General features: G+C 62.6%; 20 protein-coding genes. 9 read left to right on the top strand and 11 right to left on the bottom strand.

Going from position 1 to position 20103, the window contains the following annotated elements; all coding sequences use genetic code 11:
* Positions 1 to 50: 50 nt before the first annotated feature.
* Positions 51 to 2366, top strand: a complete 2316-nt coding sequence (locus K5X80_RS10360) for a patatin-like protein (RefSeq protein ID WP_222557668.1) — start codon at positions 51 to 53, stop codon at positions 2364 to 2366.
* A 37-nt stretch (positions 2367 to 2403) separates the two neighbouring features.
* On the opposite strand, the gene dnaJ is transcribed toward K5X80_RS10360, so the two are convergent.
* A complete protein-coding gene (gene dnaJ / locus K5X80_RS10365; protein ID WP_222557669.1) occupies positions 2404 to 3540 on the bottom strand; it encodes a molecular chaperone DnaJ in 1137 nt (378 codons plus the stop codon).
* A gap of 83 nt (positions 3541 to 3623) precedes the next feature.
* The gene (gene dnaK, locus K5X80_RS10370; RefSeq protein ID WP_222557670.1) at positions 3624 to 5540 is read right to left on the bottom strand and encodes a molecular chaperone DnaK; all 1917 of its coding nucleotides are present in this window, start codon (positions 5538 to 5540) and stop codon (positions 3624 to 3626) included.
* 182 nt (positions 5541 to 5722) lie between these two features.
* Between dnaK and K5X80_RS10375 the strand changes: the two genes are divergently transcribed.
* Entirely contained in the window at positions 5723 to 6202 is a 480-nt protein-coding gene (locus tag K5X80_RS10375) for a copper chaperone PCu(A)C (RefSeq protein WP_222557671.1), read from the top strand.
* Positions 6203 to 6324: 122 nt separating this feature from the next.
* Positions 6325 to 6717 carry a hypothetical protein gene (locus K5X80_RS10380; RefSeq protein WP_222557672.1) on the top strand — a complete coding sequence of 131 codons (393 nt, stop codon included), beginning with the start codon at positions 6325 to 6327 and terminating at the stop codon, positions 6715 to 6717.
* 55 nt (positions 6718 to 6772) lie between these two features.
* On the opposite strand, the gene K5X80_RS10385 is transcribed toward K5X80_RS10380, so the two are convergent.
* The 3 genes from K5X80_RS10385 to hrcA all read right to left on the bottom strand — a co-directional run bounded on the left by K5X80_RS10385 (position 6773) and on the right by hrcA (position 8809).
* Positions 6773 to 7042: a YMGG-like glycine zipper-containing protein gene (locus K5X80_RS10385; protein WP_222557673.1), complete on the bottom strand. Its 270-nt coding sequence runs from the start codon at positions 7040 to 7042 to the stop codon at positions 6773 to 6775.
* A 116-nt stretch (positions 7043 to 7158) separates the two neighbouring features.
* Positions 7159 to 7737 (bottom strand): nucleotide exchange factor GrpE, encoded by a 579-nt coding sequence (gene grpE, locus K5X80_RS10390; RefSeq protein WP_222557674.1) that lies wholly within the window; start codon positions 7735 to 7737, stop codon positions 7159 to 7161.
* Positions 7738 to 7765: 28 nt separating this feature from the next.
* Positions 7766 to 8809: a heat-inducible transcriptional repressor HrcA gene (gene hrcA / locus K5X80_RS10395; RefSeq protein ID WP_222557675.1), complete on the bottom strand. Its 1044-nt coding sequence runs from the start codon at positions 8807 to 8809 to the stop codon at positions 7766 to 7768.
* 128 nt (positions 8810 to 8937) lie between these two features.
* Between hrcA and rph the strand changes: the two genes are divergently transcribed.
* From rph to K5X80_RS10415, 4 genes are all read left to right on the top strand, one after another.
* Positions 8938 to 9651 (top strand): ribonuclease PH, encoded by a 714-nt coding sequence (rph, locus tag K5X80_RS10400; RefSeq protein ID WP_222557676.1) that lies wholly within the window; start codon positions 8938 to 8940, stop codon positions 9649 to 9651.
* Positions 9648 to 10277, top strand: a complete 630-nt coding sequence (gene rdgB, locus K5X80_RS10405; RefSeq protein ID WP_283249160.1) for an RdgB/HAM1 family non-canonical purine NTP pyrophosphatase — start codon at positions 9648 to 9650, stop codon at positions 10275 to 10277. Before rph ends, rdgB begins: the two co-directional genes overlap by 4 nt.
* Positions 10278 to 10389: 112 nt before the next feature.
* Positions 10390 to 11541, top strand: a complete 1152-nt coding sequence (gene hemW / locus K5X80_RS10410; RefSeq protein WP_222557677.1) for a radical SAM family heme chaperone HemW — start codon at positions 10390 to 10392, stop codon at positions 11539 to 11541.
* Positions 11538 to 12440 carry a tyrosine recombinase XerC gene (locus tag K5X80_RS10415; protein ID WP_222557678.1) on the top strand — a complete coding sequence of 301 codons (903 nt, stop codon included), beginning with the start codon at positions 11538 to 11540 and terminating at the stop codon, positions 12438 to 12440. Before hemW ends, K5X80_RS10415 begins: the two co-directional genes overlap by 4 nt.
* A gap of 7 nt (positions 12441 to 12447) precedes the next feature.
* Here the strand turns inward: K5X80_RS10415 and K5X80_RS10420 are convergent, their stop codons facing one another.
* From K5X80_RS10420 to rsmI, 4 genes are all read right to left on the bottom strand, one after another.
* Positions 12448 to 13053 (bottom strand): DedA family protein, encoded by a 606-nt coding sequence (locus tag K5X80_RS10420; protein WP_222557679.1) that lies wholly within the window; start codon positions 13051 to 13053, stop codon positions 12448 to 12450.
* 134 nt (positions 13054 to 13187) lie between these two features.
* Complete coding sequence (gene gshB, locus K5X80_RS10425) at positions 13188 to 14141, bottom strand: glutathione synthase (protein ID WP_222557680.1); 954 nt, start codon at positions 14139 to 14141, stop codon at positions 13188 to 13190.
* Positions 14142 to 14161: 20 nt separating this feature from the next.
* On the bottom strand, positions 14162 to 14488 hold the full coding sequence (locus K5X80_RS10430) for a YraN family protein (RefSeq protein WP_283249305.1): 327 nt from the start codon (positions 14486 to 14488) through the stop codon (positions 14162 to 14164).
* A 36-nt stretch (positions 14489 to 14524) separates the two neighbouring features.
* Positions 14525 to 15370, bottom strand: coding sequence for a 16S rRNA (cytidine(1402)-2'-O)-methyltransferase (gene rsmI / locus K5X80_RS10435; protein WP_261390496.1), 846 nt, complete (start codon positions 15368 to 15370; stop codon positions 14525 to 14527).
* 10 nt (positions 15371 to 15380) lie between these two features.
* Between rsmI and K5X80_RS10440 the strand changes: the two genes are divergently transcribed.
* Positions 15381 to 16550, top strand: coding sequence for a penicillin-binding protein activator (locus K5X80_RS10440; RefSeq protein WP_261390497.1), 1170 nt, complete (start codon positions 15381 to 15383; stop codon positions 16548 to 16550).
* Positions 16551 to 16626: 76 nt separating this feature from the next.
* Positions 16627 to 18603 carry a DNA topoisomerase IV subunit B gene (gene parE / locus K5X80_RS10445; protein WP_222557684.1) on the top strand — a complete coding sequence of 659 codons (1977 nt, stop codon included), beginning with the start codon at positions 16627 to 16629 and terminating at the stop codon, positions 18601 to 18603.
* A 21-nt stretch (positions 18604 to 18624) separates the two neighbouring features.
* On the opposite strand, the gene K5X80_RS10450 is transcribed toward parE, so the two are convergent.
* Positions 18625 to 19611 (bottom strand): TerC family protein, encoded by a 987-nt coding sequence (locus tag K5X80_RS10450; RefSeq protein WP_222557685.1) that lies wholly within the window; start codon positions 19609 to 19611, stop codon positions 18625 to 18627.
* A 77-nt stretch (positions 19612 to 19688) separates the two neighbouring features.
* A complete protein-coding gene (locus tag K5X80_RS10455; RefSeq protein WP_222557686.1) occupies positions 19689 to 19874 on the bottom strand; it encodes a hypothetical protein in 186 nt (61 codons plus the stop codon).
* Between the last annotated feature and the right edge of the window lie 229 nt (positions 19875 to 20103).

Raw genomic sequence — 20103 nt, forward strand, 5'->3', positions numbered from 1 at the left:
ATAAAAGGAACGCAATTGCTTTCCCGCGATTGAGTCCCCACAACAGGGCCATGCGGCAAAAGGAACTTCGCATTGCCCTGGTATGCTATGGCGGCGTCAGCCTCGCGGTGTACATGCATGGTGTTACCAAGGAAGTGTGGAAGCTGGCCCGCGCCAGCCGCGCTTCGCACGCCGGCCTGCGGTGCCTCAGTGGCAGCGAAAGCGTCTATTGCGATCTCCTGAGAGCTATCGAAAGCCATCAGGAACTGGAACTGCGTGTTCTTCCCGATATCCTGACCGGCGCCAGCGCGGGCGGGATCAACGCGGTGTTCCTCGCCGAAGCGATCCATTCGGGTTACTCGCTCGAACCGCTGACCGATCTGTGGCTCGACATGGCCGATGTCGACATGCTGCTCGATCCGGAAGCCCGGCCCTGGTCGCGTATCACCAAGCAATGGGCCTGGCCTCTGGTGCAGTATTTGCTGACCCGGCCTGGCAACGCCGTCTCCGAAAGCGTCGCTCCTGAAACGCGGGAGGAAGTGCGGGCCAAGCTGTCGCGCTTCATCCGCAGCCGGTGGTTTGAACCGCCATTTTCCGGCATCGGGTTCTCCCGCCTGTTGTGCAAGGCGTTGATGGCGATGCACAGCGTGCCAGCGGACGATCCGCTGTTGCCCCCTGGCCACCCGATCGATCTGTTCGTGACCGCCACCGATTTTCGCGGCTATCCCGCCTTGCTACGGCTCAACAGCCCGCCCGTCGCGGAAGAAAGCGAACACCGCCTGCCGATCGGCTTCCATGGCCGGGTTCCGGCACAGGGCGGCACGGGCCTTGCCGATCCGCTGGAACTGATTTTCGCCGCGCGATCCACCGCCAGTTTTCCCGGCGCGTTTCCGCCGCTGCAACTGGCGGAAATCGACCAACTGGGGCGGGAACGGGGGCACGAATGGACCGGCCGAGCCGAATTCCTCCAACGGATCATGCCCGGGCATGTGCGGCGCGGGGACGCTGAACACGTTTCGTTGATCGACGGTTCGGTGCTGGTCAACGCGCCATTCGCCGAAGCCGCGGCGAGGCTTTCCACCCGGCCCGCCCAGCGCGAGGTGGACCGGCGTTTCGTCTATATCGATCCGCGCCCGGATCGTTGGGCGGAAGTCGATCTTGCACGCAATCGCCCGGTCGGGTTCTTTTCCGCGATATTCGGCGCTCTCTCGACCATTCCGCGCGAACAGCCGATCCGCGACAATCTCGAAGAACTGGAACAGCAATCCCGCGAGGCGGAGCGCCTGTATACCATCGTCCTCGCCCTGCGGCCGGAAGTCGAACAGGCGGTGGACGACCTGTTCGGCCATACCCTGTTTCTCGACAAGCCGACAGCCCGCCGGTTGCAGATGTGGCGCAATAAGGCGCAGCAGGCCGCCGCCGAAAAGGCGGGCTTTGCCTATCATAGCTACGCCCAATTGAAATTCGCGGGGGTTATCGATCATATCGCGCGGACGATCTACGAAGCGGTGCCCGATCTGGGCCTTCCCGGCCCCAACCCCATTCGGCAACGGCTGAAAGCGGAACTCACGGCGCGGGGGTTGCAGCGGCTTTCCGATCCCAAAGGCGGAGCAAGCAGCGATGCCATCGCCTTCCTGCGCAGGCATGACATCGCCTTTCGCATCCGCCGCCTGCGCCTTCTGGCCCGCCGCCTGTCGGTGGAATGGGAAGGCGACGACGATATCGCCGCACCGGACCGGGAACGCGCAAAGAAACTGGTTTACGATTCGCTCGCGCTCTATTTCGAGCGGGAATCGATCGATTGGCTCGGGGCGCAGTTCGTCGCCGATGCCCGGAATGTGATGGACGACCCCGGCGAGGCGATCGATGCCTTGCAACGGCTGCGCGATCTGCCCGGTGTGGATCGCAAGGTGGAAGCCATGTTCATCGAAGCGCTGTCCGAGATGCCCAAGCCTTTGCGGCGCAAGGTCCTGCTGACCTATTTGGGTTTTCCCTTTTTCGATATCGCCACGCTGCCCCTGCTGCGCAACGAAGGGCTGACCGAGTTCGACCCGGTGAAAGTCGACCGCATTTCGCCCGAAGATGCCCGTTCGATCCGCGAAGGCGGTACGCATGCCACGCTGCGCGGGATCGAATTCTACAATTTCGGCGCCTTCTTCAGCCGGGCCTATCGTGAGAACGACTATCTGTGGGGGCGCCTGCACGGGGCCGAGCGGATGATCGACATCGTCGTGTCCACGCTGAACGAACCGATGCCCGCCGATGAGATCGTCCGGCACAAACGCGCGGCGTTCCTCGCCATTCTTGCCGAGGAACAGAAGCGCCTTACCGCCGATCCCGGCCTGATCGCCCGGATTCGCGCGGAAATAATCGAACGGATGGAATAAGGGCGAGACAGGCAGGAACAGTGCCCTGCCTGCGCGCTTAGTCGGTCAGGTCGTTCCAGGCGTCCTTGATCCGCTCAAAAAAACCGCGGCTTTCGGGACATTCGTCGCCCGTTTCGGTTTCCTGGAATTCACGCAGCAGTTCCTTCTGCCGCGCGGTCAGCTTGGTCGGGGTTTCGACGATGACTTCGATCACCAGATCGCCGCGCCCCCGGCCCTGCAGCACAGGCATCCCCGCGCCTCGCTTGCGCAATTGCTTCGCCGACTGGATACCCGCCGGAATCTCGATGCAGATCGATTCCCCGTCGAGCCCAGGAATGGCGATTTCCCCGCCCAGCGCGGCGGTGGTGAAACTCACCGGCACGCGGGTGTACAGCGCTGTTCCTTCTCGCTGGAATACGCGGTGCGGGCGGACTTGCAAGAAAATGTAGAGATCGCCCGGGGGGGCGCCCATCGGCCCTGCCTCACCCTTGCCGGAGAGGCGGATACGCGTGCCGTTGTCGACACCGGGCGGGATTGTCACGTCCAGCGTCTGCGGCTTGTCCACCCGGCCTTCTCCGCCGCAGGAACGGCAGGGGCTTTCGATGATTTCGCCGCGCCCATGGCAGTGCGGGCAAGTGCGTTCGACGACGAAGAAACCCTGACGCGTGGTGACTTTGCCATGACCGTGGCAGGTGCCGCATCCGCGCGAACCGGTGCCCGGCTTGGCGCCGGTTCCGTCGCAAGCTTCGCACTGGGTCGAGACTTCGACTTCGATCTGCGCTTCCTTGCCATGGAACGCTTCGTCGAGCGAGATTTCCATATCGTAGCGCAAGTCGGCGCCGCGGCGTGGGCGAGCCCTCCCGCCTCCGCCACCGAAAGCCGAACCGAAAATGGTTTCGAAGATATCGCCCAGATCGCTGAATTCACCGCCGCCGGGCCCATGGCCGCCTTGACCATAGCCGCCCTGCTGGAAAGCCGCATGGCCGAAACGGTCATAGGCCGCGCGCTTCTGCGGGTCCTTGAGGCAATCGTATGCCTCGTTGATCGCCTTGAACTTCGCTTCGGATTGGTCACAACCCGGATTGCGATCCGGGTGATAGCGCATCGCCAGTTTGCGATAGGCCGATTTCAGCGTCTTGTCGTCCGCCGAACGCTCCACCTCAAGCAGTTCGTAATAGTTTACTTCGGTAGCCATTGCCCCGCCTCAAACGTCACCGCCGCCGATGCCCGCCATAATCGGGGGCAGAGCGGCGGCGGATTCGATGTCCATCAGGCAATTCAGCCCTTGTTGTCTTCGTCGACTTCCGAGAACTCGGCGTCAACCACGTCGTCCTGCGCGGCTGCGTTGTCGGCCCCATCAGCGGCGCCGCCAGCGGCCTGTTCCTTCTCGTAGATCGCCTGACCCATCTTCATGGCAAGCTGGGTCAGGTTCTGCGCCTTGGCGTTCATATCATCGACATTCCCGCTTTCGATCGCAGTCTTGGTTTCGGCGATGGCGGTTTCGATTTCGGACTTGAGGCCGGCATCGATCTTGTCGCCGTTTTCGGAAAGCTGCTTTTCCGTGGCATGCACAAGGCTGTCGGCATTGTTTCGGGCTTCCGCCGATTCACGCCGCTTCTTGTCTTCCTCGGCAAACTTTTCGGCATCGCGAACCATCTGGTCGATGTCGCCTTCCGAAAGACCGCCGGAAGCCTGGATGCGGATCTGCTGTTCCTTGCCGGTGCCCTTGTCCTTGGCCGACACGTTGACGATGCCGTTGGCGTCGATATCGAACGTCACCTCGATCTGCGGCACACCGCGCGGCGCCGACGGAATGCCGACAAGATCGAACTGGCCGAGCAGTTTGTTGTCCGCCGCCATTTCGCGTTCGCCCTGGAACACGCGGATAGTCACGGCCTGCTGGTTGTCTTCCGCCGTCGAATAGACCTGCGATTTCTTGGTCGGGATCGTCGTATTGCGGTCGATCATGCGAGTGAACACCCCGCCCAGCGTTTCGATGCCGAGCGAAAGCGGAGTCACGTCGAGCAGCAGCACGTCCTTCACATCGCCCTGCAGCACGCCCGCCTGGATGGCGGCGCCCATGGCCACCACTTCGTCAGGGTTCACGCCGGTGTGCGGCTTCTTGCCGAAGAACTGTTCGACGACTTCGCGCACCTTGGGCATGCGGGTCATCCCGCCGACCAGCACGACTTCGTCCACCGCACCCTTGTCCAGCCCCGCATCGGCCAAGGCCTTCTTGCAGGGTTCAAGCGTGCGCTGGATCAGGTTTTCAACCAGCTTTTCGAGCTGCGAACGGGTCAGCGTTTCCACCAGGTGCAGCGGGGTCGTCGCGCCGCCTTCCATACGCGCGGTGATGAAAGGCAGGTTGATTTCGGTCTGCTGCGAGCTGGAAAGTTCGATCTTCGCCTTTTCGGCCGCTTCCTTGAGGCGTTGCAGAGCCAGCTTGTCCGTCCGCAGATCCATGTTTTCCTGCTTCTTGAACTGGTCCGCCAGATACTCGACAATCGCGCTGTCGAAATCCTCACCGCCCAGGAACGTGTCGCCGTTGGTCGATTTCACTTCGAACACGCCATCGCCGATTTCGAGGATCGAAATATCGAACGTGCCACCGCCAAGGTCGTACACGGCAATGGTCTTGCCGTCGTTCTTGTCGAGGCCGTAAGCCAGTGCGGCCGCCGTCGGTTCGTTGATGATGCGCAGGACTTCAAGACCCGCGATCTGGCCGGCGTCCTTGGTCGCCTGGCGCTGCGCGTCGTTGAAGTAGGCCGGAACGGTGATCACCGCCTGAGTGACGGATTCGCCGAGGTACGATTCCGCCGTTTCCTTCATCTTCTGGAGAATAAAGGCGGAAATCTGAGACGGGCTGTAGTCTTCGCCGCCTGCCTGGACCCAGGCATCGCCGTTCTTGCCCTTGGTGATGGTATAGGGGACGAGACCCATGTCCTTCTTGGTCATGGGATCGTCGAAGCGGCGGCCGATCAGGCGCTTGACCGCGAAAACCGTATTGTCGGGATTGGTGACGGCCTGGCGCTTCGCGGGCTGGCCGATCAGGCGCTCCCCATCCTTGGTGAACGCGACGATCGACGGAGTCGTGCGTGCGCCTTCCGAATTTTCGACCACCTTGGGCTTGCTCCCATCCATCACCGCGACGCAGCTGTTGGTCGTGCCAAGGTCGATACCGATAACTTTGCCCATTATTACCTCATCCTAAAATCAAAAGTGGACACCGCGTGGTTCGCCTCCCGAAAGCGGCAAGACGGCTTACGCAGCTCTGAGCCCGAAAAGGCCCTTGTTGACCGGCGATATAAGAGCGCTTTTTCCTTGCACAAGGGATCATGGCAGCTAGTTTCCCCAATCGGGAAACAGGAGGCAAAAACATGAGAAAAACGGTATTCGCATCCCTCGCACTGGTGCTTTCCACACTGCCGCTGGCCGCATGCGGCGAAAAGGAAGCGCCCCCGGCCGATAGCGTCGATGGCAAGCCTGGGGTCGAAATCACCAACGGTCGCATCGTTCTGCCTGCCGTCGCGGGCAATCCGGCTGCGCTCTATCTCGATATCGTGAACAACAGCGATGGCTACGCCGTCGTCCGCAAGGCGGAAGTGCCCGGCGCCAAGGAGGTGGCCATGCACGAAAGCGTGACCACCAACGGCAAGGCCGAGATGGTCGATCTGGCCCCGGTCAATCTCGTGAAGGGGCAATCGGTCAAGTTCGAACCGGGCGGCAAGCATTTCATGATCATGGGCCTCGATCCCGCGCCCGCAGCAGGCGAAACGAAGGAAGTGACGCTGACTTTCGCGGGTGGTGACAAGACCACTTTCACCGCCAAGGTCGAAGCTCCAGGGGGCGGCAACTGAACGAAATCGCGCAGTTTCAAGGGGCGGCTTGTCCGGCCGGCGGCGAACGGCCGCTGACCGAAGGGGAAGTCGCCCTTGTCCGCAGCATCTTTGGCACCGCGATTGATTGCAGCCTCGTCACTTTGCGGCGGCGCAAGTGGTTCCCCTTCCAGCCGCGCAACCGGCTGATGGCCCCGTGCGGACATATCCATTTCCATCCGGACGATTCGATTTACTGCGATGATTTCGCTGCGGCGACGCTCGACCGGCAGGGGCATTTCCTGCACGAGATGACGCACGTCTGGCAGACGCAGGTGCATGGCAAGTACTATCTGCCGTTACGCCGCCATCCGTTCTGCCGCTATGGCTACACGCTGATGCCCGGCAGAGCGCTGAACCGTTACGGTATCGAGCAGCAGGCCGAAATCGTCCGCCATGCCTTCCTGTTGCGCAATGGGAAGCGGATCGCAGGTGTCGGCGATCCGCGCGCATACGATAAGCTGGTGAATTTTCCAGGAGCGGAAAACCCGGGTTAAAGCCCCGAATTAAAGCCAAGCGCCGCCGTGCTGCGATGCCCGGACAAACTGACCGTCAGCGATAGCGGCGACAGCTTACGCGGCGTTCATCGCCATAGCGATCACGGCGATAGCACTTGCCGTCTTTCTTGATAAGCGCGCCGCCGACAGCGCCGGCCGCCGCGCCGATTGCGGCGCCTTCGCCCACATCGCCACCGGTCGCAGCCCCGACACCGGCGCCAACGGCGGCCCCGACGAGAGCGCCCTCACCGGCATGATTGGTGGAGCAGGCGCCCAGCGTGGCAAGCGAAGCCGCCGCCACAGCAGGGACAATCCACTTACGCATGATAAACCTCCGTTCAGCGTTCTTCTTCTCGAACATCAACGGACGGGTTTTGCGCATGTTCCTGATATTAGGGCGCTTCATCGTCATTGCGGGCCTGTTCGACCCGCAATGCGCGCTTATTCGGGTTTCTTGGCGACAGCAACCATGGCCGGGCGCAGGAGGCGGTCCTTGATCATGTAGCCGGGCTGCAATTCCTGCACGATGGTGCCCGGCTCGGCGTCCGTCGAAGGAACTTCGAGCATGGCCTGATGCTGATTGGGGTCGAGCGGCAACCCCATCGCCGCGATCCGGCTGATACCGTGGCTGCTGAAGACCTTATCGATCTCACGCGCGGTGGCCTCGATCCCGGCGAGGAAGCCTTTCACCCGCTCATCATCCTTGAGATCGGCGGGAATGGCATCGAGCGCGCGGGCAAGGTTGTCGGCCACGCTGAGGATATCGCGGGCAAAGCCGGTGGCGGCATACGCGCGCGCATCGGCAATGTCCTTCTCCAGGCGGCGGCGCACGTTCTGCGTTTCCGCCCGGGCATAGAGAATATCCTGCTGGGCGGCTTCCAGTTGTTCTTGCAACAGGCTCACCTGATCCGGGGCGGAACCCTCCGCATCGCCGGCGCTTTCCAGCATTTCTTCGGGTACGCCCTTCAATTCCGCGGCCACGGCGGGATCGTCTTGCGGCTGCGTCTTGTCGTCAGTCATAGGTCTCTAATCTGTCTGTTCTAACTGTTTAACCGATCAATTTGCCCAGGCTCTGGGCAGTGAAATCCACCATGGGGACAACCCGGGCATAATTCAACCGGGTCGGCCCGATTACACCCACCACACCCACAACCTTGCCGTCCCGATCGCGATAGGGTGAAGCGATCACGGACGAACCGGAGAGGGCGAACAGGCGGTTTTCCGAGCCGATGAAAATACGGGTCGCATCGGCTTCGCGCGCGCTTTCCAGCAGTTCGGCAATGGATTGCTTGTTTTCGAGATCGTCCAGCAATTGCCGGACGCGTTCGAGATCGCCCAAGGCGGTTTCGTCCAGCAGGTTGGCCTGCCCGCGCACGATCAGAACCGGGCGCTGCGCCGCATCCTCGGTCCAGACCGCCAGTCCCCGCTCGACCAGATCGCGGCTCGCGGCATCGAGCGCGGAGCGGCCCGAGACGATATCGTGCCCGATGATCCGCACGGCCTCGGCCAGTGTCCGGCCGCGCAGATGCGCCGTGATGTAATTGGTCGCCTGCTCCAGAATCGTCACGGGCAGGCCGGGAGGCAGATCGAGCAGGCGGTTTTCGATGTGTCCGTCTTCCCCGACGATGATCGCCAGCGCCTTGCCGGGCGCGAGGGAAACGATGTTCATCTGCGTCAGCCGGGGCTCGCGGCTCGGCACCATGACGACGCCAGCGGCGGCCGAGAGATCGGACAGCAGCAGACTGGTCGCTTCCAGTGCCTGCTCGATCGGGCCTGGGCGCGACAGGCGGCTTTCGATGGCCGCCCGTTCTTCTGCCGTGGGCTCTGCTACCTGCATCATCCCATCGACGAACAGGCGCAGGCCCAGTTCGGTCGGCATCCGCCCGGCGCTGGTATGCGGCGCGGCCAGCAGTCCGAGCGATTCGAGTTCGGCCAGAACCGAACGGATCGATGCCGGGGAAAGGTTGACCTGCCCCCTACCCGCCAGCGTTTTCGAACCGACAGGCAGCCCGCTCGACAGATATCCTTCCACCACCAGGCGGAAAATATCGCGGGCGCGACTGGTCAGTTCGGTGACGGGCGGCGTGGGCATAACACGTTATCTAGGCGAGACAGCCGGGGAGACAACACCTGTTCGTCTCTTCCCTTTCACGCGCGAGGAAGTAAGGACGGCGCGATGATGGTTCAGGCCGGGTGCCTGATCGGAACAAAGGACAAGATATGCGACCTTCCGGCCGTGCCGCAGACGAAATGCGTGCGATTGAAATCCAGACCGGTTTCACCAAGCATGCGGAAGGATCGTGCCTGATTTCCTTCGGCGATACGCGGGTGCTGGTGACCGCCAGTGTCGAGGAACGCGTACCCCCGTTCCTGCGCGGCAAGGGCGAAGGCTGGGTGACGGCGGAATATTCCATGCTGCCCCGCGCCACTCACACGCGCGGCAGCCGTGAAGCGGCCAAGGGCAAGCAGACCGGTCGGACTCAGGAAATCCAGCGCCTGATCGGCCGCTCCCTGCGCGCCGTGACCGATCTCAAGAAGCTGGGCGAACGCCAGATCACGCTTGATTGCGATGTCATCCAGGCCGATGGCGGCACACGCACGGCAGCCATTTCCGGTGCCTGGGTGGCGCTGCGGCTCGCCGTGAACAAGCTGATGGCCTCGGGCGCGATCACCGCCGACCCGCTGACGGCGAAAGTGGCCGCGGTAAGCTGCGGAATCTGCGGCGGGACGCCGGTGCTCGATCTCGATTACGTCGAAGACAGCGCTGCCGATGCCGATGCCAATTTCGTGCTGATCGAAGGCGGCCAGATCGCCGAAGCGCAAGCGACGGCGGAAGGCGCGCCTTATGACGAGGAAAGCCTGCTGCGCCTGCTCCGCCTCGCCCGGATCGGTTGCGACCGGATTTTCGCGGCGCAGGATGCGGCGGTCAAGTGATGCGCCGCCTCGGTTCCGGCAAGCTCGTCATCGCCACGCATAATGCGGGCAAGCTGAAAGAGATTTCGGCCTTGTTCGCGCCATATGGGATGGAATGCATCTCGGCGGGGGCATTGGGCCTGCCGGAACCGGCGGAAACAGGCACGACATTCATTGAAAACGCCCTGATCAAGGCTCGCGCCGCTGCCGAAGCTTCGCAATTGCCTGCGCTGGCGGATGACAGCGGGTTGTCCGTCGCCGGGCTCGGCGGGCGTCCCGGCGTTTACACCGCCGATTGGGCCGAACGCCAATGGTTCGAGGGCGAGCCGGGGCGTGACTGGTACATGGCGATGGGCAAAGTCGAAGGCATGTTGCAGGCCATCGGCCCCAAAGCGGATCGGGCCTGCTGGTTTTCGTGCGTGTTGGCGATTGCCTGGCCCGACGGTGAAACCGCCGTTTATGAAGGCCGGGTGGATGGGCGCTATAGCTGGCCGCCGCGCGGGGATCGGGGTTTCGGATACGATCCGGTCTTCGTCGCCGATGGGCGGACCGAAACCTATGCCGAAATCGATCCCGAGGAAAAGCACCGCACCAGCCACCGGGCGAATGCCTTCGCCAAGCTGGTGGCGGAGCAATTCGGCGGCTAGAGTGATACCGGTCCTGATTGAACCGGTATCACTCTCGCTTGTCGTTTGATTGCCGTGATTTCCGAGCCAGCAGGTGATTCCACCTGCTTCGAAATCACTCTAGGATACAGGCATGGCCCGCGCACTCTACATCCATTGGCCGTTCTGCCTGAAGAAGTGCCCTTATTGCGATTTCAACTCGCATGTCCGGGACACGGTTGATGTGTCGCAGTGGCAGGCGGGCTTGATTGCCGATATGCGGCATGAGGCGGAACTGGCCGGCGGCGAAGCGCTCGAAAGCGTGTTTTTTGGCGGTGGAACCCCGTCGCTGATGCCGCCGCAACTGGTGGAAACCCTGCTGCGCGAGGCGGAACGCCTGTGGGGTTTCGCGCCGGAAGTCGAAATCACGCTGGAAGCCAATCCTTCCTCCGTCGAAGCGGGCAGATTCGCCGCTCTTGCCGGGGCTGGGATCAACCGGGTGTCGCTTGGCGTACAGGCGCTGGACGATGAAGTGTTGCGCTTCCTGGGCCGTCTGCACGATGCACGGGATGGCTTGCAGGCACTCGAAACGGCACAGAACGCCTTTGCACGGGTCAGTTTCGATCTGATCTATGCCCGTCCGGGGCAGACGGCGGCGCAATGGGAGGCGGAACTGGCGCGGGCCCTGTCGTTCGGCACCGGGCATCTATCACTCTACCAACTGACTATCGAGCCGGGCACCCGCTTTGCCACCGATGTCCGGCAAGGTCGGTTCGCCCCGCTGGATGACGATGACGCGGCCGAACTGTTCGCTCTCACCCGCGCGATGACGGCGGCTGCCGGGCTGCCTGCTTACGAAATCAGCAATCACGCCCGCCTTGGCGAGGAAAGCCGCCATAATCTGACATATTGGCGCTATCGCGATTATTGCGGGATCGGGCCGGGTGCACACGGCAGGCGCGGCCATGCCGCGACCGTGCGGCATCGCAAGCCGGAAAACTGGTTAGAGGCGATTGCGGCCAATGGCCACGGGATTGCGGAGCAGCGCACTCTCCCTCTGCCCGAGCAGGCAAGTGAAGCGCTGCTGATGGGGTTGCGGCTGCGCGAAGGGATCGAACCTGCCGTGCTGGCCACGCGGTTCGGACTGGCGCCCGAAGCCCTGATCGATCAAGCCCGCTTCGCCTTTTACGCCGATCAGGGGCTGTGCTGGCGCGAAGGTGCGCGGATCGGCGTGACCGAGGCAGGGATGCCGCTGCTCGATGCCTTGCTGGCCGAACTCGTCCCCGCCGAACTGGTTTCGGCATGATGCAGAAGGCGGATTTTCTGGCCGCCTGGCAGGATTATCTGACCCAGGCGCGGCGGCGCTCCCCGCACACTGTCCGCGCCTACATCGCCGCCGCCTCCCGCCTGCTTGACCGGATAGGAGCGACCGATTGGGCCGCCCTTGCCCGCACGGATGCCCCTGCTTTACGGGCGCAACTGGCTGCCCGCCGGGGTGAAGGGATCGGCAATGTCTCTGCCGCGCGCGAACTGTCTGCGCTGAAAGGTTTTATCGCCTTTGCCCGCACGCAGGCCGGAATGGACGATGCCGCCCCGCCTCGCCTGCGGGGCCCCCGGATCAAGAAAGGCCTGCCCCGCCCTATTACCCCCGTCGATGCGACGAATGTGGCGGAAATCGTGGAAGGCATGGCCACGGAAGACTGGATCGGCGCACGCGACAGCGCGGTTCTGCTGCTGATGTACGGCGCGGGATTGCGGATCGCCGAGGCCCTGTCATTAACCGGGGCCGATATGCCGCTAGGTGAAACGCTGGTCGTCACCGGTAAAGGCAACAAGCAACGCATCGTACCGATCCTGCCGGTCGTGCGAGAGGGAGTCGCGGCCTACCTGCGCCAACAGCCCTGGCCGGTGGAGCGGGATGAACCGATATTCCGTGGCGCCAAAGGCGGCCCGCTGAGCCCGGGCATGGTGCAGAAGGCCATGGCCAAAGCGCGGACTGTCCTGGGGTTGCCCGCGACGGCCACGCCGCATGCCCTGCGCCACAGTTTTGCGACCCATCTGCTTGGCGCGGGCGTGGACCTGCGCAGCCTGCAGGAACTGCTCGGCCATGCCAGCCTCGGTTCGACGCAAATCTACACCCGCGTCGACGCGGCCAGAATGCTGGACACCTACCGCAACGCCCACCCGCGGGAACGCGGCCGGTAAGCTATCCTCAGCCCCTTTTCCTCGGTTTCCAGGTCAGCACCCGCCAGAGATAGGCAACGACCCCCAGGGCGATTGCGCCGATAACCAGCCAGTCGAGCCAGTGCTTCGATTCCTCGAAATAGCGGGCAAGCCAATGGCCGCCCAATATCAGCAGAGCGTTCCAAACCGCCGAACCGGCAAACGTGTAAACGAGGAAAGCGCCATGCCGCATGTGCGCGAGCCCGGCGGGCAAGGAAATCATGGTGCGCAACAGGGGGGAGAAACGCAGGAAGAACACCACCCACTGGCCATGCCGCCGGAAGAACCTGCTCGCCTGTTTGACGTCCCGCCATTCCAACGTGAGCCAGCGGCCCCAGCGGTCGATCAGAGGACGCAGCCGTTGATAACCCCATTTATCCCCGATCAAGAACCAGACATAATTGCCCAATGTCGATCCGATTGTGCCGGCGAGCAGCAGGGGCCAGAAGCTCATCGTGCCGCGCGAAACAGCCACTCCGCCCAGTCCCATGATCACTTCCGATGGGATCGGCGGAAACACGTTTTCGATCAGCATCAGAAACGCGATGCCGAAGTAGCCGCCCTGTTCGATTATATGGATGATGAATTCGTTCATAAGGGGGAAACGGCCTTTCGGGCTTTCGGTTTAACCGGGCACCGCATCATGCAGGGCCTTTGCAGTGCCGGCGCGTGAAGATCAGCCCCCCTTTGACTGCTGCCGAACTGAATACTGGTGCTTCTCCTCGCCCCTTACTTGCCCAGACGCCGCGCAATCGCATCCCAGATCATACCCGCCGTATCGGTGCCATTGAAACGATCGATAGCGACGATACCGGTGGGTGACGTGACGTTGATTTCGGTCAGCCATTTGCCGCCGATCACGTCGATGCCAACGAAAAGCAGGCCGCGCCGCTTGAGTTCCGGGCCAAGCGCGGCGCAGATTTCCTGCTCCCGCTCGGTCAGGGTCGTCGCCGCTGCGGAACCGCCCACGGCAAGGTTGGAGCGAAACTCGCCCTCGCCCGGAATGCGGTTGATTGCCCCAGCCACTTCGCCATCGACCAGCACGATGCGTTTGTCGCCTTCGGCCACTTCGGGCAGGAACGGCTGAACCATATGCGGTTCGGGCCAGGTCTGGTTGAACACTTCGAACAGCGCGGAAAGGTTGTCCCCGCCTTCGGGGATGCGGAAGATCGCCTTGCCGCCGTTACCATGGATCGGCTTCACCACCACGGCGCCGTGCTTTTCCATGAAGCGGCGCACTTCGTCCACACTGCGTGTGACGAGAGTCGGCGGCATGAACCGCCGGTAATCGAGCACGAAGACTTTCTCCGGCGCGTTGCGGACGCTGGCCGGATTGTTGACCACCAGCGTTTCTCCCTCGATCCGTTCAAGCAGGTGCGTGGCGGTGATATAGCCCATATGGAACGGTGGATCCTGCCGCATCAGGACAACATCGACATCGCGCCCGAGATCGAGACGGCGCGGTTCCCCGATGGCGAAATGATCGCCTTCCACCCGTTGCACGCGCACGGGATGGACGAGAGCGTGGAGCCGGTCGTTCTCATCCAGCGTCAGGCCTTCGACGTCGTAGTGGAACAGTTCGTGGCCACGCTCCTGCGCGGATAGCATCAGGGCAAAAGTGGAATCGCCGGCGATATTGATCGAATGGAGCGGGTCCATCTGGACCGCGACGCGCAAGGACATGAAATTCCCCTGATTGTGGCTCAAGGCTGGAATGCGTTGGTGATGTGGCGCGGGAAACGCCCCGGCGCAAGGAGCAGAACGTCAATCCGCACAATATCGCCCTTTCGCGCGTAGCTGTGCATCAGAACCTCCGCAGCGGCCGCCACCCGGCGCAGGCGATAGGCATCGATGGCATTGTCGAGCCGTTCGGTTCGCTGGCGCCATTTGACTTCCACAAACGCCACGACTTTGCCCCGCCGAGCAATCAGGTCCACTTCGCCGCGCGCGTTCTTGACCCGCCGGGCGAGCACGCGCCATCCCTTGAAACGCAGAAACCATGCGGCCAGCCACTCCCCGCGCCGCCCCATGCGTTCCCGCTGTGCGCGTTTGACCGATGCCACCGCTCAGCTTTGTCCTTGCGTTTTCAGTTCCATCGCGCGGGCATAGAGCGCCTTGCGGTCATGTCCGGTAGCTTTGGCGACTTGCGCGGCGGCCTGCGATGGCTTGTCCTGCTGCATCGCGGCCAGCAGCAGGGCGTCGATATCGTTTTCATCTGCCGCGTCTTCGCCGGGCGGCGCGATCATCAGCACGATTTCCCCCTTGGGCGGATGGCTGGTGTAATGCGCGGCCAAGGCTGAGGGTGTGCCGGTGCGGCATTCTTCGTGCAGCTTGGTCAGTTCGCGGGCGACGGCGATTTCTCTTCCGGGCAGGGCTTCCCCGATCGCATCCAGCGTTTTGACGAGGCGCTGCGCGCTTTCGTAGAAAATCAGAGTTGCCGGGATACGCGCCAGTTCGGCCAGCGTATCGGCCCGCGCCTTGTCCTTGTTGGGCAGGAACCCCGCAAAAAGGAACCGATCATTGGGCAGGCCCGACAATGTCATCGCCACGATGGCGGCGCTGGGCCCCGGCAGACTGGTGATCGGGATGCCTGTTTCCCGGGCCATGCGGACCAGGCGATAGCCGGGATCGGAAATCAGCGGTGTCCCCGCATCGGAAACGAGCGCCACAGAACGGCTGCGCATTGCTTCCAGCAGGCGGTTACGATCTTCTTCGCTGCTGTGATCGTCATAACGCCAGAGCGGCTTGTGAAGACCGAGATGGCGAAGCAGCTTTGCGGTGACGCGGGTGTCTTCGCACGCCACGGCATCGCATCGTGTCAGGATGTCGATTGCGCGCAATGTGATATCCCCGAGATTGCCAATCGGGGTGGCCACAATATAGAGACCGGAAGCTAGAGGTTCGTTTGTCACGACAAGCCTCTTGGACCAGACTGGTATGGAGCGGCAAGAGATGAAGGCATTGCGGATCGATCGGCGGGGTTTTGCGCTGGCACTTACGACGGCTTTGCTGGCAGGCTGCGCGGTCGTTCCGAAGGGGCCGAGTGCGCCCCCTCCCCCGGCAGGGCCGGATGAAACCACTCTGCCGAGCGACGATGGCCGCCATCGTATCGCCCTGCTGGTGCCGACCACGGGCACCAATGGCAATGTCGGCCAATCCATTGCCAATGCCACCACGATGGCGCTGCTCGACACCAATGCGGGCAACCTGCGTATCACCACTTATGACACGGCGACTGGCGCGGAAAGCGCGGCGGCGAAAGCCATCGCGGATGGCAATCGCCTGATTCTCGGCCCGCTGCTGGGCGAAGATACCGCCAACGTGGTCAAAGTGGCGCGGCGCAAGGGCGTGCCGCTGATCAGCTTCTCGAACGATGCCTCCACCGCATCGCGCGATGTCTTCCTGCTGGGCCATATCCCCGCGCAATCGGTCCAGCGGACGGTGGATTACGCCTATGCTCAGGGCGCCCGGCGCTTCGCCGCGCTGGTGCCGCAGGGCGACTATGGCCGCCAGGCGGAAACTTCGCTTTCGAGTGCGGTGCTCGGCAAGGGCGCATCGCTGATGAGCGTGGAAAAGTACGATCGCGGCAGCAGCGGCATTGTCGAAGCGGCCAAGCGGCTCGATGGCAAGGGCGGCTTCGATACGGTGCTGATCGCCGACGGGGCCCGTCTTTCGGCGCTTGCCGGGGCGCAATTTGCCAGGAAACCGCAGATTCTCGGCACCGAGCTGTGGAGCGGCGAAGCCAGTGTGGGTGCGAGCACCGCGCTCCGGGGCGCGCTGTTCTCCGCCGTTTCGGATTCACGCTACAAGCAGTTCGCCAACAGCTACAAAACACGCTTCGGCACTCAGCCCTACCGCATTTCCACCTTGGGTTACGATGCGGTGCTTTTGACGCTGAAAGTCGCGCGCGACTGGAAACCGGGTGCGACCTTCCCCACTGCTAAACTGCTCGACAAGGGTGGCTTCCTCGGAGTGGATGGGCCGTTCCGCTTCCTGCCCAGCGGTGTCGGCGAACGCGCGATGGAAGTGCGCAAGGTCGGCAATGGCACCGTGACGGTCGTTTCCCCTGCCCCGACACGGTTCGCCGAATGATGGCGGCTGCACGGTAGCGGCGGATAACTCCGTACCGCGCTTGTGCAGCGCTGAATCTGCAGGATATGGGTTTGCGATGAGCGATGATCTGTTCGACAAGCTGCCCGCAGGCGGCGGCGATTACGATGCGTCCGCGATCGAGGTGCTGGAGGGGCTGGAGCCCGTTCGCCGTCGTCCGGGCATGTATATCGGCGGGACGGACGACCGCGCTCTCCATCATCTGGCCGCCGAAGTGCTCGACAACGCCATGGACGAAGCGGTTGCAGGCCATGCCACGCGGATCGAGGTCACGCTGGCCGAAGGCGACCGCCTGACGATCAGCGACAACGGCCGTGGGATGCCGGTGGACGAACACCCCAAGTTTCCGGGCAAGTCCACGCTCGAAGTCATCATGTCCATGCTCCATTCGGGCGGCAAGTTCTCCGGCAAGGCCTATGCCACCTCGGGCGGCCTGCACGGCGTCGGTGTCAGTGTGGTCAACGCGCTGTCGGAACACACCCGGGTGGAAGTCGCGCGCGACAAGCAGCTTTATGCGCAGGAATTCGCCCGTGGGGTCACGCTTGGCCCGCTTCAGCGCCTGGGGCCAACCCCCAATCGGCGGGGGACCACCGTTGCTTTCACGCCGGATCCCGAAATTTTCGGTGATCGGCAGTTCAAGCCATCGCGGCTGTTCCGCCTGACCCGCTCGAAAGCCTATCTTTTCGCCGGGGTCGAAATCCGCTGGAAATGCGCGCCGAGCCTCGCATCCGACGATGTCCCGGCCGAAGCGGTGTTCCAGTTTCCCGGCGGCCTTGCCGATCATCTGGCGGAGCAGATCGGGGACCGCGAATGCGTCACCAGTCAGCCTTTCGCCGGGCGGCAGGACTTTGCCGAAGAGCAAGGGCGCGTGGAATGGGCGATTGCCTGGCCGCTGTGGTCCGACGGGGCGACAAGCTGGTACTGCAACACCGTGCCCACCCCCGATGGCGGCACGCACGAGCAGGGGCTGCGCGCAGCGCTGACCAAGGGGCTGCGCGGCTTTGGCGAACTGGTCGGCCAGAAGAAGGCCAAGGATATTTCGGCCGATGACGTGATGACCGGCGCGGAAGTGATGCTGTCGGTCTTCATCCGCGAGCCCCAGTTCCAGAGCCAGACGAAGGACAGGCTCACTTCCCCCGAAGCCGTGCGTCTGGTGGAAAACGCCGTGCGCGATCATTTCGATCACTTCCTGTCCTCCAACATGGAACGCGGCAAGGCGCTGCTGGGCCAGGTGATGGAGCGGATGGACGAACGTTTGCGCCGCAAGGCGGAACGGGAAGTCAAACGCAAGACGGCGACCAACGCCAAGAAACTCAGGCTTCCCGGCAAGCTGACCGATTGCTCCGGCGAAGGGGATGGCGAAACCGAACTGTTCATCGTCGAAGGGGATTCGGCGGGTGGCAGCGCAAAGCAGGCCCGCAACCGCAAGACGCAGGCGATTCTTCCCATCCGGGGCAAGATTCTCAATGTCGCATCGGCAAGCTCGGACAAGATACGCGCCAATCAGGAAATCGCCGATCTTATCCTCGCGCTCGGCTGCGGATCGCGGAAGGACTGCGACCCAGAGAACTTGCGCTACGACCGTATCGTTATCATGACCGATGCAGACGTGGACGGCGCGCATATCGCGACTTTGCTGATGACGTTCTTCTTCCAAGAAATGCCGGAGGTCGTGCGCCGGGGGCATCTGTTTCTCGCCCAGCCTCCGCTCTATCGGCTGACCGCGGGCAAAGAGAGCATCTATGCCCGCGACGATGCCCATCGGGCAGAGCTTGAGCAGACGGTGTTCAAGGGTAAGCGGGTAGAAGTGGCCCGCTTCAAAGGTCTGGGCGAGATGAATCCCCAGCAATTGCGCGAAACCACGATGGGGCCGGAAAGCCGCAGCCTGATCCGCATTACTCTGCCCCCTGAATTCGAACAGCGGGCGGCAGTAAAGGAACTGGTCGATCAGTTGATGGGCCGCAATCCCGAACACCGCTTCAATTTCATCCAGAACCGGGCCGGTGAACTAGATCGCGACCTGATCGACGCCTGACCAATTTTTGCCCCGGCGCTCTCAGGGCGCCGGATGCGCCGCCTCCCCACGCGTTTTCCAGAGCGACCACACCACCCCGCCAAGAATCAGAGCGAACGTTACGCCTAGGCTGATCACAGGCGGGACTTTGCCGCTTTCAGTGAGAAAATCGCCGATGAAGATTTTCGAACCGATGAACACCAAAACCAGAGCCAGAGCATACTTCAGGTAGTGGAAGCGGTGAATCATCGCCGCCAGCGCGAAATAGAGCGCCCGCAAACCGAGAATGGCCATGATGTTCGACGTATAGACGATAAACGTATCGGTGGTGATCGCAAAGATCGCCGGAACGGAATCGACCGCGAAAATCAAATCGGCCACATTGATGACGATCAGCGCCAGCAGCAGCGGCGTGGCCGCCAGCACCATCTTGCCGGTCCTGGCGTCCTGTTCCTTGACCAGGAAGTGGCGGCCATGAAGCTCCCTGGACACCCGCATATGGCGTGAAAGCCACTGCACGGCCCTGTTGTTGCCGATGTCCGGATCATGATCGGACACCCACAGCATGCGCAAGCCGGTCACGATCAGGAAGGCGGCGAAAAGATACAGCGTCCAGTAAAACTGTTCGACTAGCGCCGCCCCGGCCGCGATCATAAGACCGCGCAGGACGATCACCGCCAGAATACCCCACAGCAGCGCCCGGTACTGATATTCGCGCGGGATGGCGAAAAAGCTGAAAATCAGGGAAATCACGAAGACATTGTCGATCGACAGCGCCTTTTCGATGAAGAACCCGGTGTAGTATTTCATCCCCAGATCGGCGCCCCGGGCATACCAGACCCAGAGCCCGAACAGCATGGCAATGCCGATGTAGAACACCGACAGGACAAGCGATTCCCGCACGCCCATGGCCCGATCTTCCTTGTGCAACACGCCAAGGTCGAATGCGGTCAGTGTGAGAACGATGGCGACAAACGCCACCCAAAACCAGAGGGGCGTGCCCAACCAGTCGAGAAACAGGAAATCCATCGGCTTTGCCTTGATTGACGGGGGATGCTGCTACCGGAAAGCCAGCACTTCGCTTGAAAGTGCTGGCTTCGGTCCGGTCAGCAGTGCGCCGGCATGCGGTTGCTATGGCCCATCAGATCGCCAAGACGGCGGCGCAGCGCCAGTTTCAACGCATGCAGGCGTACCAGTTCCAACGCATTGGGAAATCTGCGCGCGCGTGCCTGCGTCAGCAAGGCATCGAGCTTCTGATGGCGTTCCATCAGGCGATACACGGTGTCGGACATGGAAATGCTCCCTATCGAAACGAAAGTGACGTTCGATCGGATGCGCCGCGCCCTGGGTTCGGGGGATGAGGGGGGAAGATCCCGGACCCAAGGCATCGGCGTCATCCGATGCGGTCCGACATCACGAAGCGAACTGCCTATCAGGCCAGCTCGCCGCGCCAGAGGGGCCCGGTCCGCCCATTCAAAATAGGAAAGGTGCGTGCGGGCGCAAGAGGCGATTTGTAACAAA

Source organism: Caenibius sp. WL (assembly GCF_019803445.1).
Lineage (GTDB): Bacteria > Pseudomonadota > Alphaproteobacteria > Sphingomonadales > Sphingomonadaceae > Caenibius.